We start from the raw sequence: 24,768 nt of genomic DNA, 5'->3' as shown, positions 1-24,768 counted from the left end.
ACTTACGACTTTTGCTGGACTGGCTTAGGCCTTCGACTCGCGTATAAGAAACAAAAGGATACGCAGCGCACGGAGGAATTGTGTTCGTACGTGTTAGGGAGGGCGAGGGGGCATCTCTCGGCATCGGAAAAAAGCTTAGTACCAACGGGCAACGTTGCTCCGTCGAGTATTTTGATGCTCCAGTCTCTAAGCCGATCGTCCTCGACTTGGAGGTCGGCGCTATTGAAGCCGTGACCCTACCCGAGCAGACTCGCATTTACCATTTCAATGACGTGTTGGGTGCTTGGGAGATCGGCCGCCTTCTCGACGATCATGGCGACAAGCAATTTATCCGATTCCCCAATGGCGTTTCCAGATATCTCAAGGTCTCGGACGTCTTCGTGCGGTGTCGCCGTGCGATCGAGGACCCGACGGCATTTCTCGGCGCCAAGATCAGCGAAACGCCGAGGTTTGTCGAAGGCCGGAGAAGGTTTGTCCGGACCGCGATCGCTCAGCGCGCAACTGCTATGGGGATGTCGGCGCTGGCCTCGTCCTCCGTGGAGCTTGAAGCACATCAGATCGAAGTGGTCCGGCGCATTTTGCAAGATCCGGTACAGCGATACCTACTTGCTGACGAGGTCGGCCTCGGCAAGACGGTCGAAGCGGGGATTTTGATCCGTCAGTGCATCCTAGATTCAGGCGACCTCACGCTGGTTCTGGTGATCGTGCCCGAAGCGCTCGTTCCGCAATGGCGATCAGAACTCCAGTCGAAGTTCTTCCTAGGGGGCTTTCTCGGCAGAACAATACATGTCTTGGGGTTCAACGAGAGGGACAGAATACAGCCTCTTCTTGGCAAGGCCGCCATGCTAGTCATCGATGAGGCTCATCACCTGACCGGCCATCGTCCAACGATTGATCTGGGTGGCCTGTATGACGACATTGCTGCCGCGGCCCCGAAGATCGAACGTGTTCTCCTGCTCTCGGCCACACCAGCGCTCCATAATGAGCGCGGCTTTCTTGAGATGCTTCATCTCCTGGATCCCGACACTTACAAGCTAACCGATCAGGGGGGATTTCGGCTTCGGGTCGAAAATCGGCAGGCGCTCGCCGGCATCGTCGCGGGTCTCACACCCGAGAACGTGCTTTATCTTGATCACCCGCTCGATTGTTTGGCGGAGATGTTTCCCGAGGACACGTTGCTGCAGGAGCAATCGCGAGTTCTCCGCGCGATCAGCGATAAGATGCCTGCCGAGGATGATCCCGCCTTGATCGAGGCCATAGGCCGGGTCAGGGCTCATCTCAGCGAGGCGTATCGCCTTCATCGACGAATTCTGCGGCATAGGCGCCGCAGCGTTGCCGGGTTAACGCCTGATCGCTCGGGTTTGACGATCGTGAACTATGCGTCTTCCGAAGTGAATCGGTTGTTCGAAGCATTCGAAGACTGGCGCATCGGAGAAGTGAGGAGCGCAGACGGCGCCGAGAACGATTTGGTCAGCGGGAATCGGGTGCGCGTCTTCAGTGGAATCCTCAATCAAATACTTGAGTATGCCCAGAACAGCAGGGGCGCAGTCGAATCGCTTAGGGGAGACGCGCACATCACCTCCCGACCCGATCTCTTTGGACGAGTCCTGTTGCGCTTAGGAAGCGACGACTATTTTGAGGCGCGCACCTCGGCACTGGTGGAGAAGTTGCAAGCGCTTCTCGCGCCGAGACAGCAATTTGTCATTTTCTGTTCGGACGCAAGCACCGCTGATGCACTCGCTCTGGCATTGGCAAATCGGTTGAAAGTCGTGGTCGATCGCCACGATCCGGGAGACGATAACTGGCTGGCCTTCAATCTTGATCCGAGCCGTCCAATTCTAGTCGCCGATCATCGCGCTGAAGAGGGGCTCAACCTCCAAGGTGGTCGCAAGATCGTCGTTCATTACGATTTGCCTCTGAATCCTAACCGGATCGAGCAACGGCTTGGCCGCGCCGATCGCTACGGTTCAGGTGATGCGGTCATGTCGATCGTTCTGAACTGCTGTGACAATCCAATCGAGGGGGCCTGGATTGACTATCTCAATGCCGGCCTGCACGTCTTCGACCGCTCTGTCGCGAGCCTGCAATATCTTATCGAAGACACGACTCGTTGCCTCGCGGGATCGCTTTTCGCCGAAGGTACAGAAACACTCGTGGATCTCACGGCGCAAAGTGCTGGCAAAGACGGTGTCATCGAGCGCGAGATTCGCAATATCGATGAACAAGACGCTCTGGATGCGCTTGGTACTCCACCAAGTGGCATGTTGGAAACGCTGACCGACGTCGACGATAATTGGCAGGCGATCGAGGGTGATGCCTCGTCTTGGATTGAGGGGACGCTGCAGTTTGCTCGAATACCAGAACCTACAGAGGGCAAAGGTGTCGAGCTCTTCCGCTATCGGTACCTTACGTCGAATCGCCACACACTCGTTCCGCTCGAGACGTTCTATGAAAGCTGTCAGTCTTCCATAGATGTCTCGCCAGCTGCGCATCTCGCCCGCATGGTGCGGACGGTACCATTTACCTATCGCAGGAGAACGGCGCTTAGTCGGCAGGGTCGTGCGGTCGCCACGCGCCTGCTGCGCTATGGGGACCCTTTCTTCACTGGGATGTGGGAGGTGGCGCAAGCGGACGATCGTGGCCGCTCGACTGGCCTTTGGCGGCAGATGTCGGACTACCGGAGCTCCGGAATCGCCGACCTCTTCTTTCGGTTCGACTTCATTGTGGAGGCCGATGTTGAAGGATCATGCAATGTTCTCGCTGATGCAGATCGGCTGACGGATGCCTCCACTGCTTCCATCGTTCGTCGCGGAGACATGCTTCTCCCACCCTTCTTTCAAACCGTCTGGCTTGATCAAGAGCTTAACCCCGTTCAGGATGTGGCGACGCTTGAGCGACTTGGTTTAGCCTATCGCCCCGAGGTCGATAAAAAGGGCGAACGCGACTTCAACCTTAATTCCACGCGTTGGCGACAGATGGGCAAGCTCGACGTACCGCAACTGGAGCACTGGGCCGACCTATGCGCCAAGGCTCGCGTATGCGCGGAGGCCTATTTGCGGGGCCTTCCGTCTCTTACCGAGAGTCTCGACATCGCCGTTGGCAATGCCATGGAGGTCGACCGGGGCCGCCTCGGTCAACTGCGCGTCCGTGCCGAACGAGGCGACAGCACCGCGGACAGCTTCGAATGGACGCTCGAACGATCGCTTTCGCAAAGCCTGATCGGCGGCATCCGCGAACCAAGTATTCGCGTCGATGCAATTCTTGCCTGTTTCCTTTCAGGTGACAGGGCAGCCAGCGCCGTCCTTGATGCCGCACGTGAGTCCAATGCTCACCTTTGATACGCTCTACGATATCCTCGCCGCTTGGCCATCCCGAGCCATGCCCGCCGTAGGTTCGGACGGGGTGTTCGATCGCATTCGCCAGATACTCGTGCGTGCGATCTCTGACGGCGAGCGAATTCAGATGGGGGACCTCATGCCGCTGCTCCGGCATGTGCTGCGCCGCCACTCGATCCAGACGATGACCATGGCTAGGCTACGCGTCCCTTCGACTGGCGAATGGCCGAGCCGCGATCGCTGGGCAGAATTCGGAATTCGTGCGCAAGCCGTCGCAACCGGCCAGTTCTTAATCGAAGCGCTGCCTTGGTCACCCGCTTGGATGGCTGAGACTGACACCCCATTGTTCGAGGACGCTTTCGGCGAGGGCGACGTGCGGCTCGATTGGCGAAGGCCGATCGACCCGTTTCTCGCCGAAGCGAGTGGATTTGGAACATACGTCTCACCAGGTCAGCGCGAAGCGGTGCGTAGCGCCTTCCTGCTGCCTTCTGGCGAGACGCTCATCGTCTCACTGCCGACAGGATCGGGAAAAAGCTTAGTTGCACAGGCCCCAGTGCTCGTTCGCGGCCTTGAAGGCGGCCTGACCATTTGCGTCGTGCCGACCACAGCGCTTGTTCTCGATCAAGCGCGTCAGATGGCCGAACTGCTTAGGGCGCGCCATCCCCGAGGTGAGATTCCCGCGCTTGCTTGGCATGCCAATCTCACTCCCGACGCGCGTTTGAGCATCAAATCGGCAATCCGCGAGGGTCGGCAGGGCATTCTTTATTGCTCACCAGAGGCTATGACAGGCGCGCTGCTTCCTGCGCTCTACGATGCCGCGAGAGACGGACTGCTTTCCTACCTCGTCTTGGACGAAGCTCATCTCGTGAGCCAGTGGGGCGACGGCTTCCGGCCCGCCTTCCAGATGCTTGCAGGCGTCCGGCGCGGCTTGCTGAGTGCCTGCGAGGGTCCCGGCTTCCGAACTATCCTCATGTCGGCTACGCTGACCCCCGACACCGTTGAGACCATTGACGCGCTGTTCGGCCCGTCTCACACGATCCAGATGGTGGCCTCCATTCATTTGCGTCCCGAGCCGCAATATTGGGTCCACCGCGAGAATGTCGATGCGATCAAGGACCGCAAGGTCCTTGAGGCAATCCGTCACGCACCACGTCCTTTCATTCTCTACGTGACCAAGCGCGACGATGCGCGTCGGTGGCTGACGATTCTGCGACGTGAAGGTTTTTCGCGGACCGAATGCTTTCATGGCGAGACCGGCGACACCGACCGCCGGCAAATCATCGATCAGTGGTCACGCAACGCAATCGACGGGATCGTCGCTACTTCTGCATTTGGCGTGGGCATCGACAAGCGCGACGTGCGCACGATCATCCATGCCGCCGTGCCCGAAACCGTCGACCGTTTTTACCAAGAAGTGGGCCGCGGTGGGCGCGACGGCCGGCCATCGGCATCCATCCTGCTTTGTTCAGAAGCTGACCGGGAGATAGCAGACCATTTGAGCGCTCCCGCTCTGATCAGTGAGGAGTTGGCATTCGAACGATGGTCGACGATGTTCGCTCACGCCAAACGCCTCGACGCCATGGGCAGTCTCCTGGAGCTTGATCTCGATGTCGTGCCTCCAAAACTGCGCCAGCAATCGGACTACAATGCCTCCTGGAATATGCGAACCTTGATCATGATGGCGAGGGCTAAGATGATCGAGTTGGAATCGCGCCCGCCCGAGATGATATCCCGCGCTGAAGATGAGACCGAGGCCGCCTTTGACCTCCGCAATGAGGAACATTGGGCGCGATACTTCAGGCAAACAGTCGTGAGCGTGCTAAAGTCGGGTCACCGCAACAAGTCGGTCTTTGATCAGCAAATTCGTGATGAACGCTCTCGCTCATTCGATGCAGCCGCTCTGAACCGCAAACTTCTCGACGATCTGCTTGGCGGCAAGATCGAAATATCGCATCTGCTCGACCAGCTTTATCGCAACCATACGCCGGGGCGAACTCTGATCGTTTCTACGGCTTGTGGTGGATGCCCAGTGCACCGCGAAGTGGGAAGAAAGGATCTAAATTACACGGAGCCGTTGGCTTATGGCATCGAAAGAGTCGGGCCTTGCGACATCGGTTTTTTCCGCGAGCAATTCCCACACCTCAATATTGCTGCGCCTGTTATTCTGACGGTCCCAGAACCTATGGATTCATCGTCGATGGTCAAAATCCTCGGCGATCTCGTTGCGACTTTCGGAGTCCGCGAGATCGCCGCACCCGACGCTTTCAGAACAGGCACCCCTGAACTTGGATCGCTCCACACAAGAGCCAGCGATGGAATGCTGTTCATGCAGTCGATCGAGGAGGAAGCCTCTCGCCCATCCTCGTATGGGGTTCCACGCGCAACCCTCTTGTGCGGCGGCTCAGTTCCGCCGCACATCCTTCTCCTTGATCGGCCATTGCATGTCATATTGGCGCCCGCGTCTACGCCAGATCCCTTACACGCCAGTCGCAAACTTGCTGAGACCGGCACCAATGTCATTTCTTTGGACCAATTCAAGCTAGGGGCGCGAACGTGAGCATACTTAATATGCCGAGCGACGGACTGTTCAACGTCTTGATTGTTCTGACGCGCGCGCTGGTGCGACTCGGCCCCAAATCTCGAAGCGAGCTCCTCAATGCGTGCGGGGCCGAACTGGATGGGGTGGATCCCAAGCACCTAAGCCAGTCGCTAACGAGGTGGACCGAACTTGGGCTGTTTGCTGTCGACGACGGCGTCATTGCGCTACGTGAACCGTATCGATCGTTGCTCGGCAGGAACGCCGATATCGCAGAGGCGCGGCTTCCAAAAGTCGCGCGCGAAATAGCTCTTGCGCCCGACAACAACGCTCGCTTCTGGGAGGCCGAAGAAAATAGGAGCGCGGATTTCAGTCGTGGCCTTTCCTGGATTTTGGCACAAGACGTCTACGCGCTGGACACGAGTTCTCACCAAAGGGTTGCTACGCTCGAGAGCACGCAAGTTGCTGATGACGCCAAGCGCATGCTGCAGAACGACACGCGCTGGAACGGGCTTCGCACCTGGATGCTTTATCTGGGTTTCGCCCGCGGCGGAGCACAGGTTACGATCGATCCGACGGATGCTGTCCGTGACATGCTTCCTAGCATATTCGGACGAGACGAATCGTTGCCAGCGCCTATTTTTGTTGAGCGCGCCGCAACTGCGCTGCCTGTATTGGACGGCGGTGCATACCGGTTAAAGATCGAAGAGGTACTAAAGGACTCGAACTGGACGCGCCCGAGCGAGGGTCATCTGTCGACTGCATTCTCACGCGCCATCCAGCGCTTGGACCGGGAAGGTCTCATTGCAGCTGAGAAGAAGAGCGACAGCGAGGAGGGCATCATGCTGACAGGTGCAGATCAGCGGCCCTGGCGCGGCATGACGCATATCCGCCGGATTCAAGCAAAAAAGGGCAAATGATGCTCAAGAACTATTGGCCTCAAGCTGCCGCAGTCAATGCTTGCATCAAGAATGAGGCTGAGACCGCAGACATCTCGGTATTGCTAGCGGTCCATCAACCCTCACCGCTAGTCCAACGCAATGCTGGCACCAATCTCACGACTCCGGCAACCGAGAAAGACCTGCTCGACGCCTTTCTGACGAATGATGTGCCTGGGGGCGCCCTGATAGTGCCGATAACCGGACCCTCCGGTGTCGGTAAGTCGCATATCATCCGCTGGCTTGACGCCCAGTTGCATCGCTCCCCCAAAAGCAGGCAGTTGCATATCATCCGGATTCCGAAGAGCGCTAGTCTGCGTACCGTAGTTGAGCTGATCCTAGCACCGCTTGCCAACGATCCTCGTTATGCCAAACCGAGTGCGGACCTGAACCGCGCGGTAGCTGAGGTCAACGTTAAGGACGCGGTCATCACTTTCCGCGCGCATCTCGAGAACGCGCTCAGCGCGCGGCGCGAACGAATGATCGCCGAACTTCGGGAACACCCGAACCGTACGCATCTCAAGGCGCTGATCGGTCATGCGGAAAAACTGCCCCGTCTCTTCTCCGATGCGGCCCTCGATCAACATTTCATAACCAACGTTCTAACTCGCGTTGTAGCTCGGGCGATTGGCGGTCGCTCCGAGAGCGACGATGAGACGTTGTCTCAATTCGCCGCCGAAGATCTGATGCTGCCACGGGAGATCGATCTCAACCAAGCAGCGAGGCAGGTTCGAGAATACTATCAGGTGCAAATCGCGATTGCGCCGGCCGAGCGCCTGAAGCCAATCGTTGACCTCCTGAACGATGCGGTGGACCCAGCGATTGCCAATGTGTTCCAACTCGAGCAGAGCACCGGGGGGATGACGCTTCAGGACATCATCCTGGCGGTTCGAAAGATCCTGTTCGAGGACGGCAAAGATCTCGTGTTGCTGATTGAGGATTTTCAAGCGCTCGCAGGCATTCAGGATGTTCTTCTTAAAGTCTGCATTCAGGAAGGTGAATATGAAGGAAAGAAGGTGCGTGCGACGATGCGAACTGCAATCGCTCTCACGGATGGCTACCTCGCTTTCCGGGACACGATTTTAACCCGCGCTCAGAGAGAATGGGTCATCGGCAGTCACGCGCAGAGCGATGAGCAAATCAAAGCTGGCGTGATCGAAATGATCGGCGCTTACTTGAATGCCGCGCGCTGGGGCGAACAGGAGTTGCGGCGGCTATTCAAGCAACGCGACTCCGAACAATCGATGGCCGATTGGATTCCCGTATGGCGTGATGAAGACCTAGGCGAGGAGGGCAGCGAGGCTGTCCCCGCATTCGGCTTCGACGCCAAAGGCGTTTCCCTGTTTCCTTTCAATAGGAATGCCATAGAACAACTCGCAGAGCGACATTTGTCTGAAGGCGCCAGGCTGATCTTCAATCCGCGGCGTGTCATCAACGAGATTCTACGGCACACGCTGTTGATGCGTCAGTCCTATGAGGCAGGTCAGTTTCCGCCCTCGGACTTCCAAGATTGCCGTCCTAATGCCACCATTGCTAACTGGATTCGCCAGAGCCACCAAGCCGAGCAGACCAGCCGGCGCCTTGCTACCTTGCTGGCGGTCTGGGGTGGAAATCCTGTAGACGTCGCGGCGATCGGTCATATTCCGCCGGCAGTCTTTACGACTTTCAGACTGCCAACACCGGCCGAAATTGCCAATATTCCGTTTGTACCCGAGCCACCTCGAGTCAAGGTGCCGGGGTCCAATCCGATTAAACCCTTGGAAACGGAACGTGACGATTGGACAAGTCCGGTTGTCCCAACCGTCGATCCCGAAATGGAGAAATGGCGGACTAGGCTCGAGGCTTGGGCCGTGGGTACACAACTCCCGCAGAAGGAGGCTAATGATGTTCGTAGCGCTCTCTTCGCGATGATGAAGGACGCGCTGAACTGGCCCAGTCTGCGCATGCGCGAGCCGCATCTGCGGGTAAGCTGGATCACAATTCCCAATGCCCGGGGTAACCCGCAATCCGGTCGCCAACTCAAGCTGTGCGACGATCATCTCGACGAGAATGGCACGGTTCGTGCGGGAATTCTTGGAGCTGTCCGGTTCGCCAAGGAGAAGCGTTGGACTTATCAAGGAGCTGATGACGACTATGTCGCAAGTGCGGCTCTCGTGGATCATCTCCTCGCACAAATGACGCCGCTAATCGTTGAGGACGCCAAAGCGGAAGCCGCTGCCCTTGCGCGATCACTTGTTACTCAATCGCGCATCGCTGGGCTCGCACCACCTATTCGTCCTTCAGGCGCCGATGCCACGCTCGCGGCTCTGTTTGCAAAGCCGGAGCCAAAGGAAAGGCAAGCCTTCGAAGACAATTGGGACAAGATGCGTGACACGGCACTCGGCTATATCGGTACAAAGTCTGCCCGCGATGTCCTTCAATCCGAGTTGCTGGAGCGCGTCGCAACCTTCCAGGGTTCCGGCGGCAAGGCCTTTGCGGTTGATATCGCGCGTCTTCTCGACGTCATTGCCGAAGACGCAGTTCCGGAGGCTGTCGATCGTCTACCTGATGAAGTCAAGGCCTTCATCCGACCACTTGGTGAGGCTCGGCTTTGGGGACAATTGACCCAAATCGTTGCAAAGTTGCGCGACTTTCGAACTCACATTAACGAGTTCCTCGACGAAAAGTTTGACAAAACAGGTTTCGTTTCGGACCTTCAGGAAATTATCCGATTGCTCAGCGCGACAGGAAGCTTCCCGTCCGACTGGCGGACTAACTTGCGTGATTTCGAACGGCGCCTCGTCGAGTTTCAGGCGAGCCCGATCGTTGATCTCGTTACCAAGGCCGCCACAATTGTTGACGAGGCCGATCGCGAGCAAATTCCTAAATTGCTGAACGCGCTTGGCTCGCTCGATCTCGGGCTTATCGGCCGCACCATGGAATTTCTCGCTTCCACCAACACGCTCATTGCCGCCGCCGAAAAAAGCGTCGCTCGCGAGGAGGCCGATCGTAGTCAGGCTGACCCCGAGACGCTTTGCGGTGAAATTACAACCCTGCTCGAAATTGTCGGCGGTTCTGTTCAGACTGCGGAGGCCGCCCAATGACAACTACGCTACCGGCGCGGGCAACAGCGCTCCGCGAGCGACTTGCTCGCCTTGATAAGTTGGGTTCAAGCGTAGCCGAAGCCGGTGATCTTGAGGGTCTGCGCGGCGATCTCGCTGGACGAGCTGAGAAGCTGGGTACTCACTTAACGAACCAGGTCAGGCTAGTCGATGCGGCTATTGCAGTGCCGCCGCCGGCTTCGTTGCTCGCCGCCCGTAAACGCGCCGGAGGCATCCTTGAGAGATTTCGCGCGCAGCCCAAGGCTTCAACGCTGAAGAGAGCGCAGGCGTGGAGGTCGATGCTGGACGAAATTGATACCGCATCGCGCGATCTCGCTTCGGCAGTCATGGCCGCTTGGCGGGCATACCGTCAGCATGTTTTCGCCGGCGACGCCCCGGCAGTCATCAGGTCGCGTCTTGCCCGGACAAAGGCGAACGACGCCGCTTTCAACGAGTATCAGAGACTTTTTGATCGGCTTAAGGCAGCTTTCGAAACACTGCCTGCTGATCGAGCAGCTATCGACCGCGTCAAAGAATTGGCCGCGGATCTTGAAGCAGTTGCGCAAAACTTTGATTTTGCGGTGCCCGCCGCGGTAAAGCAGTTTCTCGAGGCTGTACTTTCGGTCAGCGGAGCACCGCTTGCGCTGCTCACCCCTGAAGTTGTGAACTGGCTCAAGGAAAACGATAGTTTCGACAATTATCGCGTAAGTGCGAAGGGGCGCGGCTGATGAGCGATGAGACCATCATCCTCGTGGCGCTCGATCAGATAGAACAGCGAGAGGCGCGCCTCCTCACCTGGGGGCTGGTCGACGGATTCTTAACGTCTGAGGAAATCGCCGACCTCATAGATTCCCTGCTCGACGATCCTCGATACGCTGACGGGTCGAGCTTGGTTCGCGCCTCTCAAGTGATCGACGTGCTCAAAGCCCGAGCATTGCTATTCGATATTGGTGAGGCGCCCGGCACGCGATACCGCTCGCGTATGGCAGAGGCTGTACGACTGTTTTTTCGCTTGCGACAGCTCTTCCCAAAGCACAGTGGGTTGATCGGATGGCAAAACGCACCCACGCTGGTAGCAGATTTTCGCTTTATCTGGCGCCGCCGTCGGTATCCAAAACGCTCGATCAATGCCCTCGAGGCTTTAGCTGCGATCAGTGCGGTCACGTCCGATGGCTACGCCCGCCAGGCGATCGCTTCACTTATTGAGAGCTACGGGGTCAAATTTACGCTTGCTCGGTTTCAGGTCGCGGCTGCTGCACGCATCCTTGGAGGTTTCGAAAGTTCTCGCTCGATCGCGACGCTGGTGAGTGCGGGAACGGGCAGCGGAAAGACACTCGCGTTCTATCTGCCTGGGCTCGCTCGCATCGCTTCGCATATCCTGCGAGACGCGGCGACTAGTCGTTGGGTCAAAATCCTTGCGCTCTATCCGCGCAACGAATTGCTGAAGGATCAGTTTGCGGAGGTTTATGCGCAGGCCAGGCGGCTTGATGTCTCTCTCTCCGGGCGCGGACTTCGCAAAATTCTGATCGGTACATTCTTCGGACCAACGCCCTACAGCGCCGCCACCGCCCATGAGGCAAAGGGATGGCGGTCGCACGCAGATGGTATTGTCTGTGAGTATCTGCGTTGTCCCCGCGACGGTTGCGACGGCGAAATGGTTTGGGGCGAAGCCGACCGTCGCATGGGAACCGAGCGGCTATCTTGTCTCGAATGCGGAAAGCGAATTGAGAGCGACGAAATCATCCTGACGCGTAGCAGGCTTGAGCGGGAAAGCCCCGACATTCTGTTCACGACGACGGAGATGCTTAACCAGCGCATGGGAGACGACCGGGTTCGTCATCTATTTGGGCTGGGCGACCTTTGCCGACGACCGGTCGAGATGATGCTCCTCGACGAAGTTCATACATATTCCGGAGGCTCTGGCGCGCAGGTTGCCTTCTTACTTCGCCGTTGGCGTCACCTGCTCGGCAAACCGGTGAGCTTTGTTGGCCTTTCAGCGACGCTTACCGATGGCGCGCGCTTCTTTGGACGGCTGACAGGTTTAAACGAACATGCCTCCATTGAGGTCGCGCCGAGCGTTGGCGATATGATCGCCGAAGGTGCCGAATACCTGATCGCGCTGCGCGGCGATCCGGTTTCGCGCACAGCGCTCCTGTCGACCACGATCCAAGCCGCGATGCTGCTTTCGCGTATACTCGATGCACCCGACGTGCTTAAGAGCGAGGGTATTTTCGGCGAACGCCTGTTCCTGTTTGCCGACAACATCGACGTCATCAATCGAATGTATTTCGCGATGCTCGACGCAGAAGGCCGGCGGAGCACTGGTGCGGTTGACATGAGGCGCCACCCCAATGGCGGACTTGCTGTTCTGAGAAGACCAATGTCGAGCCAACAGCGCAAGCTTCATGGGCAGGACTGGGAAGTGCCAGTCGAAATCGGCCATAGCCTTCAGTCGAACGATCGCAAGTCCGTTGGACGGGTCATGGCGATGGATCCAGGGGTGGGCAACAATCTCGACATTATCGTCGCCACCGCGTCCCTGGAAGTCGGCTTCAACGATCCTCGCGTCGGCGGCGTCATCCAGCACAAGGCGCCTGTCGACGTCGCTCAGTTTCTGCAACGAAAAGGTCGCGCTGGCCGATCGCGGCGCATGCGGCCGTGGACTGTCGCGGTTCTTTCCGATTACGGTCGCGACCGTATTGCATACCAAGGCTATGACCTTCTATTTGATCCCCAAGTGCCTGTTCGGTCGCTTCCGATTGGTAATCGCTATGTCGAGCGGATCCAAGGTGTCTACGTAACGCTTGACTATCTCAGTCAGATGATCGGTCCAGGCACAAGGGGGAGTGTTTGGACAAATCTGGTCGGGCCGGCGTCAGCACCGAACCAACGCGAGCGGCAGGCGCGCCTGGCGAGCATAATGCGGCGTTTGCTGATCGACGCTTCCGAGCAGGACCGATATGCGACCTTCATATCTAACGCGTTGCGTCTCGGCACGGACGAGGTGCAATCATTGCTATGGGAACATCCACGGCCGCTGCTAACGCAAGTGCTACCAACGGCGCTTCGTCGGCTCGAGACCGGGTGGCGCGCCAACGGCCAGGCCGGCGGCGACTACCAGATCCGAAATTCACCGCTTCCCGAGTTTGTGCCGGCCAATCTCTTTAGCGAATTGAATCTTCCCGAGGTCGAGATCGTCTTGCCCCGAGCAGGAGGTGTGCCCCCGGATCCTGTTACAATGCCCATCGCACAGGCGATGCGTGAGTTTGCGGCAGGCCGCGTGTCTCGCCGGTTCGGGCTTAGCCATGGACGCGAACGTCACTGGCTGTGCCCGCAACCAGATCAGAATCGTGCCCAAAAATTTGCGCTCGATTCTTGCGTGCAGGCGGATCCACTCGGCGATTGGTTAATTCAATCATTTGCGGGCCCACGACGTGTTCCGGTGTACCGGCCGCGGGTCATCACGGTGCAGTTGCCTCCTCCCAATATTGTCGATACTTCCAACGCCAGACTGCGGTGGCGTACCCAGATCGTCGCACGTCAATCAGGACTTGTGCTTGAGCCGCCGCAGAGCAGCCATTGGGCTCGCCATGTTGCGGACGTGCGATTCCATACGCACCAGGGCCTCAGTCCGGTCGAACTAAGGCGCATGGCGCTCGTTAGCGACGCCACAATCAACTTTCAAGACGGGACCGCCCTTGTAAAAGAATTCAGCTTCGAAATGGGGGAGTCTCCGGCTGCACTGGGCTTTAGCTTGGCGGTTGATGCCATGACCATCAGACTGCGCTTTCCACAAGCCATGTGGTCTGATCTCGGTGACGAATCGGATATTCGCTACCGAGCAATGCGCACGGCTCGTTTTCACGACCAAGCCTTGCGCGGCGAATACCTCGTAATGGTGGACAGTCCGTTCGCCCGAGAATGGCTGGCGCACCTGCTGCTGGCCTCACTGAGCAACGAGGCAATCGCCAGGTCGATCAGCCTGCAAGGGGCTGCGGCTAATCTGGCGGGAGGCACTGCTGACCTGAGCTTACAGCAAACGCTCGATGTACTCTTTCAGTCGGCCGTGGTCGACGACATCAATGCGCAAGCCAATGTTCAGGACCGATTGCGGCAGGATCTTGCAGCCCTTCTTGCCGACCCAAGGGTCCATGCAGGCCTATTTGATCTAGCCGCGATTCTATGGACTCCGATCACCGCCGATTGGGAGCCGTGGCTCCGCGAGCGTTTCACTGCCACGGCGGGAGCGGCCGCCTTTAGCGCGGTCCTAAGCTTGTGCCCAGAGATTGACGGTGATGCTCTGGTCGTCGACATCGACGCGGGGCCTCGGGAGGAGGATGACGTCTTCGCGGGCGAGCCAAGCGCGGAAGTGTGGATCACCGAGTTGGCGCCGGGAGGCAACGGGCACATCGAGGAGGCTCTTCGTCAATATGCTGAGGATCCGCGCCGGTTCTTCAACTTGATGACCGCGGCTCTGCGCGATAACGACTTCTCGCTAAGCGACTTTCAACTTCAGCGGTACCTGGAGACTGTTGTCGAAAATGATACTGACGGCGGGGTGTCGTTGGCCGCGCAGGCCTTTCGCAGTGCCTACGGCGCGTACGAAAGCTACAGCGCCTTCTCCGTGCTACGTCAGTCTCTCGCTGAGGAAGGCTTTGCGACTTTTCATGCGTTCATCGTGGCGCTTGCCAACAGAGTGCTCCGGCCGGGGTCGAGTTCTGAGAGTGACGCGTTCTTTCTTGAAGCCATACGGCAGTGGAATGCGCAGGAGCAACGCCTGGGCGTCGAACTGGACGCGCGTGTCATCGCGTACCGACTTGCTCGACGGGGTGATATCGATGCCGCGCTCGCCTTTGCAGGTATAGATGCACCGACCATAAACCCTGACCAATGGCGCTTCGGCGTCATATACGGATTGCTTTGGCCTCGCGGAGCGCAGATTCGGCAATCAGGCCTTAGGCTCTACTCCCCCTACGTAGACCTCCCATTACCCGAACCGTTGTTGCTAAGATCCTACTTTGAAGAAGGTCTGTATTCGATCGATGTTAGCGAGGTCGATTGGAAAGAAAAATGCCTCGAACGACTCGCCGATGTCGGTGCCGTGACCTTATCTTGCCCCATGGCGTCTTCAGTCCTTCTCGCTGACGCCTTGAGCTTCATTGCAACCAATCCGGTTCAGGCCAACTATCTATCAGTCTTCGCGCGCGTCCAGGCGGTTCGACGCGTGGCGGATAGCCTTCAGGTCGACCTCGATGTCGCGGAGGCGCTTCAATGAGTTTCGAGACCCGCCGCATCTTCAAGAGTGCGGTGACCAGTCAGAACCTTATCCGCGAACTGTTACAACTGATGTTTCTCGGCGAATTGCTCGCACCGCATCGCGATAGGGCATGGCTGGTCAGTCCCTGGATCAGCAACGTTGTGCTGTTTGATAATCGCGCCGGGGGCTTTGACGCAGTCAATCCCGATTGGGGTAGCCGTGAAATCCGACTTGTCGAAATTGCTGTGGACTTGATGGCGCGCGGGTCACGTTTAGGCATTGCAACGAGTTTCGACCAGCATAATGACGCACTAATCGCCGCGATCTCCGATGCCGCGGCTGAAGCAGGCCTGAGGGACAAGCTCACGATTGTGCGCCGTCAGCATCTGCATACGAAGGGTGTGCTTCTCAAGCGCGGTCTGTTGTCGGGCTCGATGAATTTGACCTACAACGGACTTGAACTAAATGACGAGATGGTCATCTACGACACCAGTTTGAAGACACTAGCTGAAGCGCGGCTGAACTTTGAATCGTATGCCGAGGGCGGCGCATGATCGATGGGTTGTCTACAAGCGATCTCGGATGGCTCCGCACGTTTTTCACCTCACCGAATGGGCTTGATTGGGAGGCTCTTCGGACCGGCGTTGTTGCGGTAGCCATTGCCAATCACATTCGACCATGGCTTCAAAAACTCGCAAGTCATGATCAGCGCGCGCCGATTCTCCTGCCCTTCATTCGTGATGGTAGAATTGCTGGTTGGTACGCGACAACCCAAACAGCAGAAGGTGGCCTCGAATTGGGGGCGGAACTAAAAGCTTGGCTCGGGCCGACGTTTTTAAGCACCTTCGATGTCGTACCGGTCAAATCGAACGACGCAATGGCGAAAGCGATGCGAAGTCGATCCGGCGGCATGGTCTATAGGTTTGCCGGGGCCGATCCTGAGAGCAACGAGAGAATTGCAGCACGGATCGCCGATTATAACGAAACGCTAAAGTTGCGCCCGCAGACGGTAAGCCAGACCGTTCGCCCAATCGGCAGCATCCGCGCAGAGTTCGACCGTGCTCTGCTTGCACAGGATGAATCGCGGGCGGAGTTGATGATCGCCGAACTTCGGGGAACCGGGCGGCTCAACGAAGAAAATATGCGCTATCTCGATGTCCGGCTCAAGGCAGGTCTTGGGTATTGGCCACAGATCGCGCGTGATCACTGGCTGGTTTCGACGATGTCGGACCTCGCTTTGCCGCCTCAGGTTCTCGCTGATATTATTGAGGCGCTTTACCGCACCTATATTGAGGAAGTGGAGGCGGGTGGCTCGCTGGTGCAGGTACTCCAGGCGTTCGAACTGCACATCGCTTGTCGCTATCCGCGACTGTTCGCGTCCCGCCGCGGCATCCGGACGCCGCGGGTTATCAAGGCCTTTCTACTGTACGAGCGCCTGCAAACCCGATCCGACATCAACATCCTCCACAATCTCTCATCTCTTCTCCCTGACATCGAGCGAGAAGGTGTCTGGGCGCAGGCGTTGTCGTCAGCATCAGAGGCACCTGCGGATACTGGGATCAGCGAGGCCGATGCTGAGGAGGCATTCGATGACGCGCAGTATGACCGAGCTTTCGAGTTCTTTCTCGCCCTGCCTCTCAGTCGAAAATCGGTGAGCCGGCTTCTCTTCTGTGTCTCTTTCATAGATACTGAAGAGGCAAAGAGCCGATTACTGGGCGTCATCGACGCTGCTCCAGCCATTGTCAGCAATCTCGCTCCTGCCGTTCAGGCCAAGCTAGAGGCCCTTCGCTCGAGAAAATCGCAGACCGCAGCGGCCGATGAACATCCGATTGCTTGGATGCGCTGGGCGAAACACGTCGCCGCCGGCCGTGATCTGGAGGCGGCTGAACTCCAGGCCCGTGATGCCGTGAGCGGTTGGGACATAGCGCCATTTCGCGAAAACGAAAAGCTCTCGAACTCGTTTGCGGAATTGATAGGCGGTGCTAGTGGGGATGCGGCCGCGCTGGTCCGCCGGTCTGTGCCGGATCTCATGGCTGCATTCTTTTCTGAGGAAAGTACGCCAACGCCTGCTTTGCGTTCGATCGCCAACATTTTGTTTCTTTTTATCGCCATGGAGGAGGTCCTCAGTCGCACAGATCTGGACTTGCTCGCTCAATTGTTCGGCCGGCTTCTCGAAATGGGCCTATCTGACGCCGACTATCAGTCACTCATCAGCGACTTGGAGGATGTGCAACGACGTGTCGGCTCGTATGCACATCTCCCTTGGAGCCTTGATATTTGCGAGGCATTGGCGATAGCGCCGAGCCCATCGGCATCCGCACGCGAGGCGAGGCTCCGCTTCTTTGTCCAGATTCTTGCACAGGCGCGCGGTTTCTCCCATAGACTTCGTCCGCAGGATTTACTGCCGATGGAGTTCCTCGCCAAAGATTATGGTATCGAGACAGCAACGCTTGATGCCCTTCGGCGCTCCAGCGAAACTCAAGAAGTCGCCTCTCGACCGCCCGATCTCGCGGGCAAGACGCTTGGCATCTACACCCTTTCTGAGAGTGCAGGCAGCCGCGCAAAGGATGCGCTCGAACGAATGTTCCCTGGCTGCAGAGTTGAAGTCAATTCAGACTTGGTTTGCACCCCAAGGCTTGCGAATCTAGCGAAAGCCTCGGACATGTTCGTGTTCGCTTGGAAAAGCAGCAGTCACCAAGCGTTCTATTGCGTGAAGGACGCCTTACCTGAGGGTGAGCCGATCTGGGCTGTGGGCAAAGGAACTGCCAGCATCTTAAGAGCAGTGTTGGATAATCTAGAGTAGTTAGGCGATCTTGACCTCAGCCCAACAGTCGTCGTTCTCATAAACTCTGACGCTTTGGCAGCCTGTGATGCGCTGCAAAAACCAAGTTGCAATGATCTCAGCGGTCGGATTTTCAAGGCCTTCGACGTCGTTCAACAACCGGTGATCGACCTTTCTTATGAGTGGCAAAATCTCGGCGTCGATTTCAGCGAAATCCATCACGAAACCGCGTGCGTCCAAAGCGCCAGATACGATCACTTCAACGCGATAGTTGTGGCCGTGAACGTTCTTGCATTTGTGCCCCTCCGGCAGGAGCGGGAGGTGATGGGCTGACTCGAAACGATAGGTACGGCCAATGCGGGTGACCGATTTGGAAGCCTGCGATGTTGGTTCAGTGCTGGCCGGCGTGCTCGACTCGAGATGAGCAGGCTTGACATGTGTTGTCATCCGCAGTGCTCCTAGATTAGGATGGACCGAAAGTTCGGTTTTGGCTCGCGCACCGGAGTGCTAATGAACCGGCGAATCGGCAAACTCTTTATATCCACGTTCTCGTAGCTTGCAGGCCGGGCATTCGCCACATCCGCGTCCCCATTCATGCACCGTCGCGATGTCTCCGTGATAGCAGGTCACGGTGCTCTTGCGAATGAGATCGACAAGGGGGGAGCCTCCCAATTCATGGGCAAGCATCCAAGTCTGCGCCTTGTTTATCCACATTAGCGGCGTCTCGAGAACAAAACGGGTCTCCATTCCAAGGTTGAGCGCAACTTGCAGGGCTTTGACCGTGTCGTCGCGACAGTCTGGATAGCCGGAGAAGTCGGTTTCGCACACACCGGTCACAATGTGCTTTAGCCCTCTTCGGTAGGCGACGGCCGCAGCCAATGTGAGGAATAAGATGTTTCGGCCGGGAACAAAAGTGTTCGGAAGTCCGGATGCTTCCGCGACGATCTCGACGTCTCGCGTCAGTGCGGTCTCGCTAATCTCCCCGAGCACGGAAAGATCCAAAACGCGGTCGGTGCCAAGTTTCGTAGCCCAGGAGGGAAACTTCGCTTCCAACTCGTGGCGGAAATCGTCTCTCGCGTCTAGTTCGGCGCGATGGCGCTGGCGGTAGTCGAAGCCGATCGTCTCTACATGATCGAAACGGTCGAGAGCCCAAGCCAGGCAAGTCGCAGAGTCCTGTCCCCCCGAAAAGAGGACCAAGGCAGTTTTGTCGGGCATCAGGCGGCCTCCCGCTCGAACACGCTACAGGCGCCGGCATCGCTGTCCCGTCGGACGGTGACACGCCAAAGGTTGGGACAAATGGGCTTCACCTTACGCCAGATCCAGGCGGCCAGATTCTCCATGGTGGCAGGCCCAAGATCGTTGATCTCGTCCAGGAACCGGTGATCCAAGCCATTGCGTGCTTCCTCAAGACTTCGCTCGAACAGAGAAAGATCCATCAGCATTCCTGTGCTCGCGTCGGGTAGTCCGCGCAAAACGACCTCGGCCCGATAGGAGTGTCCGTGGATCCTAAGGCTAGGCTCCACATCGACGGTGCGATGCAACGTGTGCGCTGAGTCGAACCGGAATTCCTTGCTGAGTTCGTAGATCATCTGATGCTCATATATTTATGCGTTTGGAGCGACAGTTTCCACTTCGGACGTTCGAGGCAGTAGGCGATGGCTCTCGCCATGTTGGAGTCACGGTGAGGACCGTCCATCGGTTGCAACAGGAAGTGCTCAAATGCGAGGCTTTCGAAAGAGGCGGGATCGACGTTCTGTTGCGGAAACACAAGTTTGAGCTCGTTCCCGGACTTCTGAGCGAGTTTCGTCGTGCCCTTCGGGCTTACAGTGATCCAATCGATGGGCGACTGCACTGGAAGCGTCCCGTTGGTCTCGATCGCGATCTCGAAATCGGCCTCGTGCAAAGCGGACACGAGAGCGTCGTCGACCTGGAGGAGTGGTTCTCCACCCGTCAAAACGACGAAGCGCTTGCCGCCGACCCCCGCCCACATGCGCTCGATTGCGTCAGCCAGAGCGGCGGCCCCATCGAAGCGGCCGCCGCCCAAACCGTCCGTTCCGACGAAGTCCGTGTCGCAGAAGTTGCATGCGGCACTCCCGCGGTCATGTTCGCGTCCGTTCCACAGGTTGCAGCCTGCAAACCGGCAGAACACCGCGGGCCGCCCCGCATGGCGTCCCTCGCCTTGGAGTGAATAGAATATCTCCTTGACGGCGTAACTCATGTCGTCACGCCGCCCTGACCGACCCCGCAAGGCGCCGCTTCAACACCTGCGTGAGATACAGGGTAAGTTGACGCACGTCTGCCGGTACGTTTTGCAGCCCGTTCCATCTGCGGCGCTCGCTGCCGAAATCCCATTCGCCCGAACTCCAAGCGGTCTTTCCCCTGAGCAACTTCAGACCGCGGGCGAATTCGTCGCGCGATTCGGCCCCCGTCGCGCCGCTCAGGTAGTCCATCACGTAGCCCAGCGCGATGATGCCCGTACCGTGAACCAGGCGCGAAGTCTTGGGCGTCTTGCCGATCCAGTCGTCTGCGAAAACGTGCTGCACGGCATGGTAGAATTCGCTCATCATGGTGACGCCGTGCTTGAGCAGCATTTGATCGTCGCTGGCGTAAAGCCGCAGCGCGCCGTCGCTCAGGGAATTCATGATCACGCGCTGAAGAATGGTGTCGCGGATAGAGCCCTTGGGATTGGTCTGCTGCTTGATCAGGCCTTTGAGCGACGAGCCAGAGCGATAGTTCAGCGCCTCTGTGACGAGCGCAGCTTGCGAACGACCGGACATGCGGGGCGGCAGATCGCCCACCTTCGGAAGAAGCTCGTAGACCAACGCCTTCGGCAGAGGACGGGTGTTGTTGACCAGAATGAATTGCTTCTGAAGCTCCTCTTCCGTTTCGCAAAGAAAGCCGGACACCAAGACTTCGAAATCACGGCCGCGGAGTTCTGAGAGCGCAGTGAAGCGCTGCTGACCGTCGACGATCCAGCCCGGCGGTCCGTTGGCGGTATCGACGACGAGTTCGCGACGACGGTCGCCGGCTGATCCGCCTTTGAGCTTGGCGTTTCCCATGAAGGCGACAACGATGGGGTTAGGAAGAATGGCGCTCGGCTTCTCCAGATAGTCGCGGATCTCACGAATATGCCCGGCGATCTGTGGTCGCTGGAAGCCTTGAAGAGCTCCGCCTTCGTCTCGACCGGCACGCTCGATACGCGCGATTCTGGATATTTCATCGGCTCGCGCTACGAAGGTGAAGACTTTGAAGTTCGGGCTCTGGATCGGCGCGAGGGCGTCGAAGTGGAGATATCTCTGCTTGCTCATGCGAGTTCCTCGCGGAATTGGTTCAGATGGGTGTGGAATACGTGGAGGTTGTGGATACCGCGGCGCTTGTTGCGGTTCGAAGTTCGGAAGATCACGGCCTCGACACCTGCTTCGCGGCAGACGCGGCAGCCGCAACTCTCCCATGGTCGCTCGGAAAGAGTGCGCGAATAGACCTCGCGCTGCCGCAGGGCGGCCTGAGACCGTCTCGTCATTGACGGATCCGCATCCCAGTTGAGGGTTACCCAATACTCCATCACCGCGTCGAGACATTCCTCGAGACCTGCCTTGCGTGCGGCGTAGTCACGGACGCCTTCGAGCGCCGCGCTTTCCAGACGCCTGGCCAGTTCCTGATTGAGGCTGCCTTCGCAGGCCTTCCGCTTGAGCTTGTTATTCTCGGTCGCCTGCGGGATGCGTATTGCGGTGTAGTAGGAAAGCTCACCGGAAGAGTTGCGGACCCAGTAATTCTTCTTCGCATCCTTGAACGCGCGCAACAGCGGTGACGTTGTGTCGAAGCTGCTCACTCTGTTCTGTTCGAGGACCGCGAGATCCTCGATCTTGCCGAAACCAAGCAGATGGAGATGTATGCGTGAGGGGATCGCACTCCTCAAGGTGGAAAGAACCCGTTGGATCTGGTCGATCTTGAGGGGCACGGTGCCCCCGATCGCCAGATAGCGATACCCCATCTTGACGAGGTTCAGCGCTGCGTCGGCCATGCTCTCCGCCGACCAGCCCTGGATAACCCCCATCGGTGTAAAGCCCTTGCCGATCTTCTTGGCTACCTTCAGAAATTCGACGGCGTTCTGCTGCGTGATCTCGAACCGTCGCCGTACGTCGACCGGCACGTCGCGGAACCGGCGAACGAGGCCGACCTCGTCGAAATCGAAGATGACGTGGTCCGGAGAGCAGCCGTGAGTAAAGCCGGCGTCGGCGTAGAACTCGACGGTATCGTCCGCGTGGTAGGGCGGTTCCGGGAGATTTCTGTAATTGAACGCTCCGCAATCGCCCACCAGCATGCTGTCGGGAAACTTGGCGAGCGGATACCGCAGGAATTTTCTCGCCCCCTCCCGCCGGAAGCGCATCATCTGGGCTTCCGAATATTTTCCGGGAAACGCCGCGTCGCCCACAATCGCGCGCGAGATCAGAATTCCGTCGTACGGAGCCTTCTCCAGGAATTCGTGCGGGTATTGGTCGTCGCGATGTACCAGGCGGCCGAGGCCATTGCGATCGGCAACGAAGTCGTACAGGGGATCGATGGTATCGATACTATCGGCAAATACGAAGCGCATCACGCCACCTTAGAGAATGCGTGAGCGTGATCGAGACGGACCAAATACCCCGCCAGCATGCGGATATCCTTGCTGATGTTCTGGATCTCATTCCAGTCGCGTTGAAGCTCATTCCAGCGACCCGAGGTCCAGCGGCACTGCGGAGCAAGCCGCGCAAGCGCCTCGGCAGCATGCCGACGCAGATCCGCGCCGGGGGCCGCGCGGGACATCACACGATCCATCAGTACGCTCATGGCGGCGATGCCTGCAGAATGCATCAACCGGCTCTCGGTTGCCGGCCGTCCCCAGGCGTTAGGGAATACATCTCGCACGGCGCACCAAAATCCGACGAGGAGACGGAACATAGCATCGACATCCGCCGGAGTGCCGCCGGAGGCCTTATAGGGCGCCAAGGTGCCAAGCGCCCCGTTGATGCTATTGCGGATCGCTTTCACCAGAGCGGTGTCTGTTACCACGGCTTCGGACGAGTCTTCGGATATCCGCTTGATGAGACCTTTGAACGGCGAGTTCTGCGAGGTCTGCAGCAGATGTACCAGTTCGCTCGGGATCTTTCGCGCCGACAGGTCGCGCGGAAACACGACGTCCAGTTCTGGCAGCAGTTCGTTAATCAGCCGAGGATCGAGCGGTCTCGCCTTGTTCACCAGAATGAACTGTTCGCGATGCACAGACAGTTCTTCCGAGACGAACGCGACGACCGGCACCGGGAAGGCTTTGTTCTGGGCCTGGGACAGGGCAATCGAGCGCTGCTGACCATCGACAATCCAAGCGCACTTGGTGCCATCGCGCGGCATCGGAATTCTCAGCGTACCTGACTCGCAAATCCGGGTGTCGCCGTCTGGACGCTCTCCACGGGACTGGATGAAACGTGCGGACGGCGCTATGGCCAGGATGATCGCGTTCGGAAAGAGGACCGGGCCCTGATCCAGAAAATCTGTGATGGCCTGCACGTGGCTCCTGATTCCCCTGCGTTGAAAGCCGTGTAACGAACCCTCGCTGTCGCGATGCACGCGGCTGATCTCCGCGATCTTCAAGAGGTCCGCACCCGCCATGAAGAAGGCATACACCGGCTTGTCGGCTTGCCGGGTCCTAACCGCGCGTACCGCAAGCACTGGATCGTCACTCTTCTTCGGGCGCGTCATCACATCCCCTTCTTTGCGGCGGCGATGCGGTACAGTCGCCCGAACCGGGACTGCTCGCAGGCAACCCCCTCTTCGTGCCGGAGAGCCACCAGCATCCGCGCAGCGCCCGATTGCGTCCGCAACCGTCTCTTGATCACTGCGACAATCTCCTCGTCCGTCAATCGCGGACGCTGGACCTTGCGCGGCAACTTCAGACTCTTAAGCGAGGATCTCACGGCTGCGAAGTCGTCTTCGCGCCCCTTGCTCGGCCTTGTCGCTACCGACCTGGCGAAATGGAGCATCGCTCGTTGCGCGAAGTCCGTACGCGTGCCGGGAAAGATTGCGTTGAGGCGGTCATCATAGGGAGCGATGGCCGCGTGCAAATTTGCCGGCAATGCGGTCTCAAGCGAAGTGCCAAAAATCCTAAGCCTTTCGAGCATTCTCCGTGGCGCATCGGCGAGACTGGCCCCGACCATCTCCGCGTAGGGCCGTGAAAGCGCCATGAGAATGCGCCCCGACTTCCCGCCAGCGACATCGCTCCATTCGTCGGAATGAGCCGTGGTCAAAAGACTCGAAAACCACTCCGCGGCATCGAAGTCTCCGAGGATTTTTGGAAGGACCGACTGTTCGTGCCGCGGCGAAACCGTCAATCCGTACGCCGGAATCGACCGGGAGGCCGGCACGATGCCAAGGCCAGCCGAAAGAATGTAGAAGCGCGCGGCAGAGAAATTAGCGGCTTCTTTAGCCACCCCGAAGGCGCGGCCCACGTAAAAAGTGTCTGCTGACTTGCACCTTGGGAGGCCGTCGACCTTGGCGATCCAATGTGCAGCGACGGTCGACTGATTTCCGCGTGACAGTGAAGATGGCGTCGCAGCGCGGGTGGGCTTCGCTGACTTCCGATGGGAGCAAGTCGTAACCACGACATCGGTAGGTATTATGGAACCGTCGCCTTCCGAGCGGCGTTTTGCTCTCATTGGCATGATTAACTGCGCCCCACTAACCCCGTGAATGGCCCGGTTTCGAGTGGCTGACGAAACCGGCGGACTCTTGCGGCACAGGATAAAAGCGTCGAACGGCCGCATGATTCGCAACATATTAGCTTCGTCGCAACTTAGCTAGCCCGCCACC

16 protein-coding genes are annotated in these 24,768 nt (G+C 58.2%); 8 read left to right on the top strand and 8 right to left on the bottom strand.

The window, feature by feature from the left end:
- The first annotated feature begins 80 nt into the window (after positions 1-80).
- The 8 genes from dpdE to dpdD are packed head-to-tail and all read left to right on the top strand — an operon-like array spanning position 81 to position 17,949.
- Complete coding sequence (gene dpdE, locus RAD10_RS31415) at positions 81-3,338, top strand: protein DpdE (protein WP_270163232.1); 3,258 nt, start codon at positions 81-83, stop codon at positions 3,336-3,338.
- The gene (dpdF, locus tag RAD10_RS31410; RefSeq protein ID WP_270163231.1) at positions 3,325-5,892 is read left to right on the top strand and encodes a protein DpdF; all 2,568 of its coding nucleotides are present in this window, start codon (positions 3,325-3,327) and stop codon (positions 5,890-5,892) included. The genes dpdE and dpdF overlap by 14 nt, the downstream gene beginning before the upstream one ends.
- Positions 5,889-6,791 carry a protein DpdG gene (gene dpdG / locus RAD10_RS31405; protein ID WP_461620526.1) on the top strand — a complete coding sequence of 301 codons (903 nt, stop codon included), beginning with the start codon at positions 5,889-5,891 and terminating at the stop codon, positions 6,789-6,791. Before dpdF ends, dpdG begins: the two co-directional genes overlap by 4 nt.
- Positions 6,788-9,892, top strand: coding sequence for a protein DpdH (gene dpdH, locus RAD10_RS31400; protein ID WP_270163229.1), 3,105 nt, complete (start codon positions 6,788-6,790; stop codon positions 9,890-9,892). The genes dpdG and dpdH overlap by 4 nt, the downstream gene beginning before the upstream one ends.
- On the top strand, positions 9,889-10,617 hold the full coding sequence (locus RAD10_RS31395; protein WP_270163228.1) for a hypothetical protein: 729 nt from the start codon (positions 9,889-9,891) through the stop codon (positions 10,615-10,617). The genes dpdH and RAD10_RS31395 overlap by 4 nt, the downstream gene beginning before the upstream one ends.
- A complete protein-coding gene (gene dpdJ, locus RAD10_RS31390) occupies positions 10,617-15,164 on the top strand; it encodes a protein DpdJ (protein ID WP_461620525.1) in 4,548 nt (1,515 codons plus the stop codon). The genes RAD10_RS31395 and dpdJ overlap by 1 nt, the downstream gene beginning before the upstream one ends.
- A complete protein-coding gene (dpdK, locus tag RAD10_RS31385; RefSeq protein WP_270163226.1) occupies positions 15,161-15,700 on the top strand; it encodes a phospholipase D-like domain-containing protein DpdK in 540 nt (179 codons plus the stop codon). The genes dpdJ and dpdK overlap by 4 nt, the downstream gene beginning before the upstream one ends.
- Positions 15,697-17,949 carry a protein DpdD gene (gene dpdD / locus RAD10_RS31380; RefSeq protein ID WP_270163225.1) on the top strand — a complete coding sequence of 751 codons (2,253 nt, stop codon included), beginning with the start codon at positions 15,697-15,699 and terminating at the stop codon, positions 17,947-17,949. The genes dpdK and dpdD overlap by 4 nt, the downstream gene beginning before the upstream one ends.
- On the opposite strand, the gene queD is transcribed toward dpdD, so the two are convergent.
- The 8 genes from queD to RAD10_RS31340 are packed head-to-tail and all read right to left on the bottom strand — an operon-like array spanning position 17,950 to position 24,407.
- Positions 17,950-18,375 carry a 6-carboxytetrahydropterin synthase QueD gene (gene queD / locus RAD10_RS31375; protein ID WP_270163224.1) on the bottom strand — a complete coding sequence of 142 codons (426 nt, stop codon included), beginning with the start codon at positions 18,373-18,375 and terminating at the stop codon, positions 17,950-17,952.
- Positions 18,376-18,435: 60 nt separating this feature from the next.
- Complete coding sequence (gene queC, locus RAD10_RS31370) at positions 18,436-19,143, bottom strand: 7-cyano-7-deazaguanine synthase QueC (RefSeq protein ID WP_270163223.1); 708 nt, start codon at positions 19,141-19,143, stop codon at positions 18,436-18,438.
- Positions 19,143-19,517 (bottom strand): 6-carboxytetrahydropterin synthase, encoded by a 375-nt coding sequence (locus tag RAD10_RS31365; protein ID WP_270163222.1) that lies wholly within the window; start codon positions 19,515-19,517, stop codon positions 19,143-19,145. The genes queC and RAD10_RS31365 overlap by 1 nt, the downstream gene beginning before the upstream one ends.
- Positions 19,514-20,146 carry a 7-carboxy-7-deazaguanine synthase gene (queE, locus tag RAD10_RS31360; RefSeq protein WP_270163221.1) on the bottom strand — a complete coding sequence of 211 codons (633 nt, stop codon included), beginning with the start codon at positions 20,144-20,146 and terminating at the stop codon, positions 19,514-19,516. Before queE ends, RAD10_RS31365 begins: the two co-directional genes overlap by 4 nt.
- 4 nt (positions 20,147-20,150) lie before the next feature.
- A complete protein-coding gene (dbpB, locus tag RAD10_RS31355) occupies positions 20,151-21,236 on the bottom strand; it encodes a DGQHR domain-containing protein DpdB (RefSeq protein WP_270163220.1) in 1,086 nt (361 codons plus the stop codon).
- Positions 21,233-22,522 (bottom strand): tRNA-guanine transglycosylase DpdA, encoded by a 1,290-nt coding sequence (dpdA, locus tag RAD10_RS31350; RefSeq protein ID WP_270163219.1) that lies wholly within the window; start codon positions 22,520-22,522, stop codon positions 21,233-21,235. The genes dbpB (RAD10_RS31355) and dpdA overlap by 4 nt, the downstream gene beginning before the upstream one ends.
- Positions 22,522-23,661 (bottom strand): DGQHR domain-containing protein DpdB, encoded by a 1,140-nt coding sequence (dbpB, locus tag RAD10_RS31345; protein ID WP_270163218.1) that lies wholly within the window; start codon positions 23,659-23,661, stop codon positions 22,522-22,524. Before dbpB (RAD10_RS31345) ends, dpdA begins: the two co-directional genes overlap by 1 nt.
- Entirely contained in the window at positions 23,661-24,407 is a 747-nt protein-coding gene (locus tag RAD10_RS31340) for a hypothetical protein (protein WP_270163217.1), read from the bottom strand. Before RAD10_RS31340 ends, dbpB (RAD10_RS31345) begins: the two co-directional genes overlap by 1 nt.
- Between the last annotated feature and the right edge of the window lie 361 nt (positions 24,408-24,768).

This window comes from Bradyrhizobium sp. 23AC (assembly GCF_054863025.1).
Note: the sequence above shows the minus strand (reverse complement) of the source record. Positions and strands in the feature narration are given on the sequence as shown.

What these genes read in the sequence shown, in the direction of transcription:
- dpdF (WP_270163231.1), top strand. Translation starts at nt 3,325, where the DNA reads ATGCTCACCTTTGATACGCTCTACGATATCCTCGCCGCTTGGCCATCC.
- dpdH (WP_270163229.1), top strand. Translation starts at nt 6,788, where the DNA reads ATGATGCTCAAGAACTATTGGCCTCAAGCTGCCGCAGTCAATGCTTGC.
- RAD10_RS31395 (WP_270163228.1), top strand. Translation starts at nt 9,889, where the DNA reads ATGACAACTACGCTACCGGCGCGGGCAACAGCGCTCCGCGAGCGACTT.
- dpdJ (WP_461620525.1), top strand. Translation starts at nt 10,617, where the DNA reads ATGAGCGATGAGACCATCATCCTCGTGGCGCTCGATCAGATAGAACAG.
- dpdK (WP_270163226.1), top strand. Translation starts at nt 15,161, where the DNA reads ATGAGTTTCGAGACCCGCCGCATCTTCAAGAGTGCGGTGACCAGTCAG.
- dpdD (WP_270163225.1), top strand. Translation starts at nt 15,697, where the DNA reads ATGATCGATGGGTTGTCTACAAGCGATCTCGGATGGCTCCGCACGTTT.
- queD (WP_270163224.1), bottom strand. Translation starts at nt 18,375, where the DNA reads ATGACAACACATGTCAAGCCTGCTCATCTCGAGTCGAGCACGCCGGCC.
- queC (WP_270163223.1), bottom strand. Translation starts at nt 19,143, where the DNA reads ATGCCCGACAAAACTGCCTTGGTCCTCTTTTCGGGGGGACAGGACTCT.
- RAD10_RS31365 (WP_270163222.1), bottom strand. Translation starts at nt 19,517, where the DNA reads ATGATCTACGAACTCAGCAAGGAATTCCGGTTCGACTCAGCGCACACG.
- queE (WP_270163221.1), bottom strand. Translation starts at nt 20,146, where the DNA reads ATGAGTTACGCCGTCAAGGAGATATTCTATTCACTCCAAGGCGAGGGA.
- dbpB (WP_270163220.1), bottom strand. Translation starts at nt 21,236, where the DNA reads ATGAGCAAGCAGAGATATCTCCACTTCGACGCCCTCGCGCCGATCCAG.
- dpdA (WP_270163219.1), bottom strand. Translation starts at nt 22,522, where the DNA reads ATGCGCTTCGTATTTGCCGATAGTATCGATACCATCGATCCCCTGTAC.
- dbpB (WP_270163218.1), bottom strand. Translation starts at nt 23,661, where the DNA reads ATGACGCGCCCGAAGAAGAGTGACGATCCAGTGCTTGCGGTACGCGCG.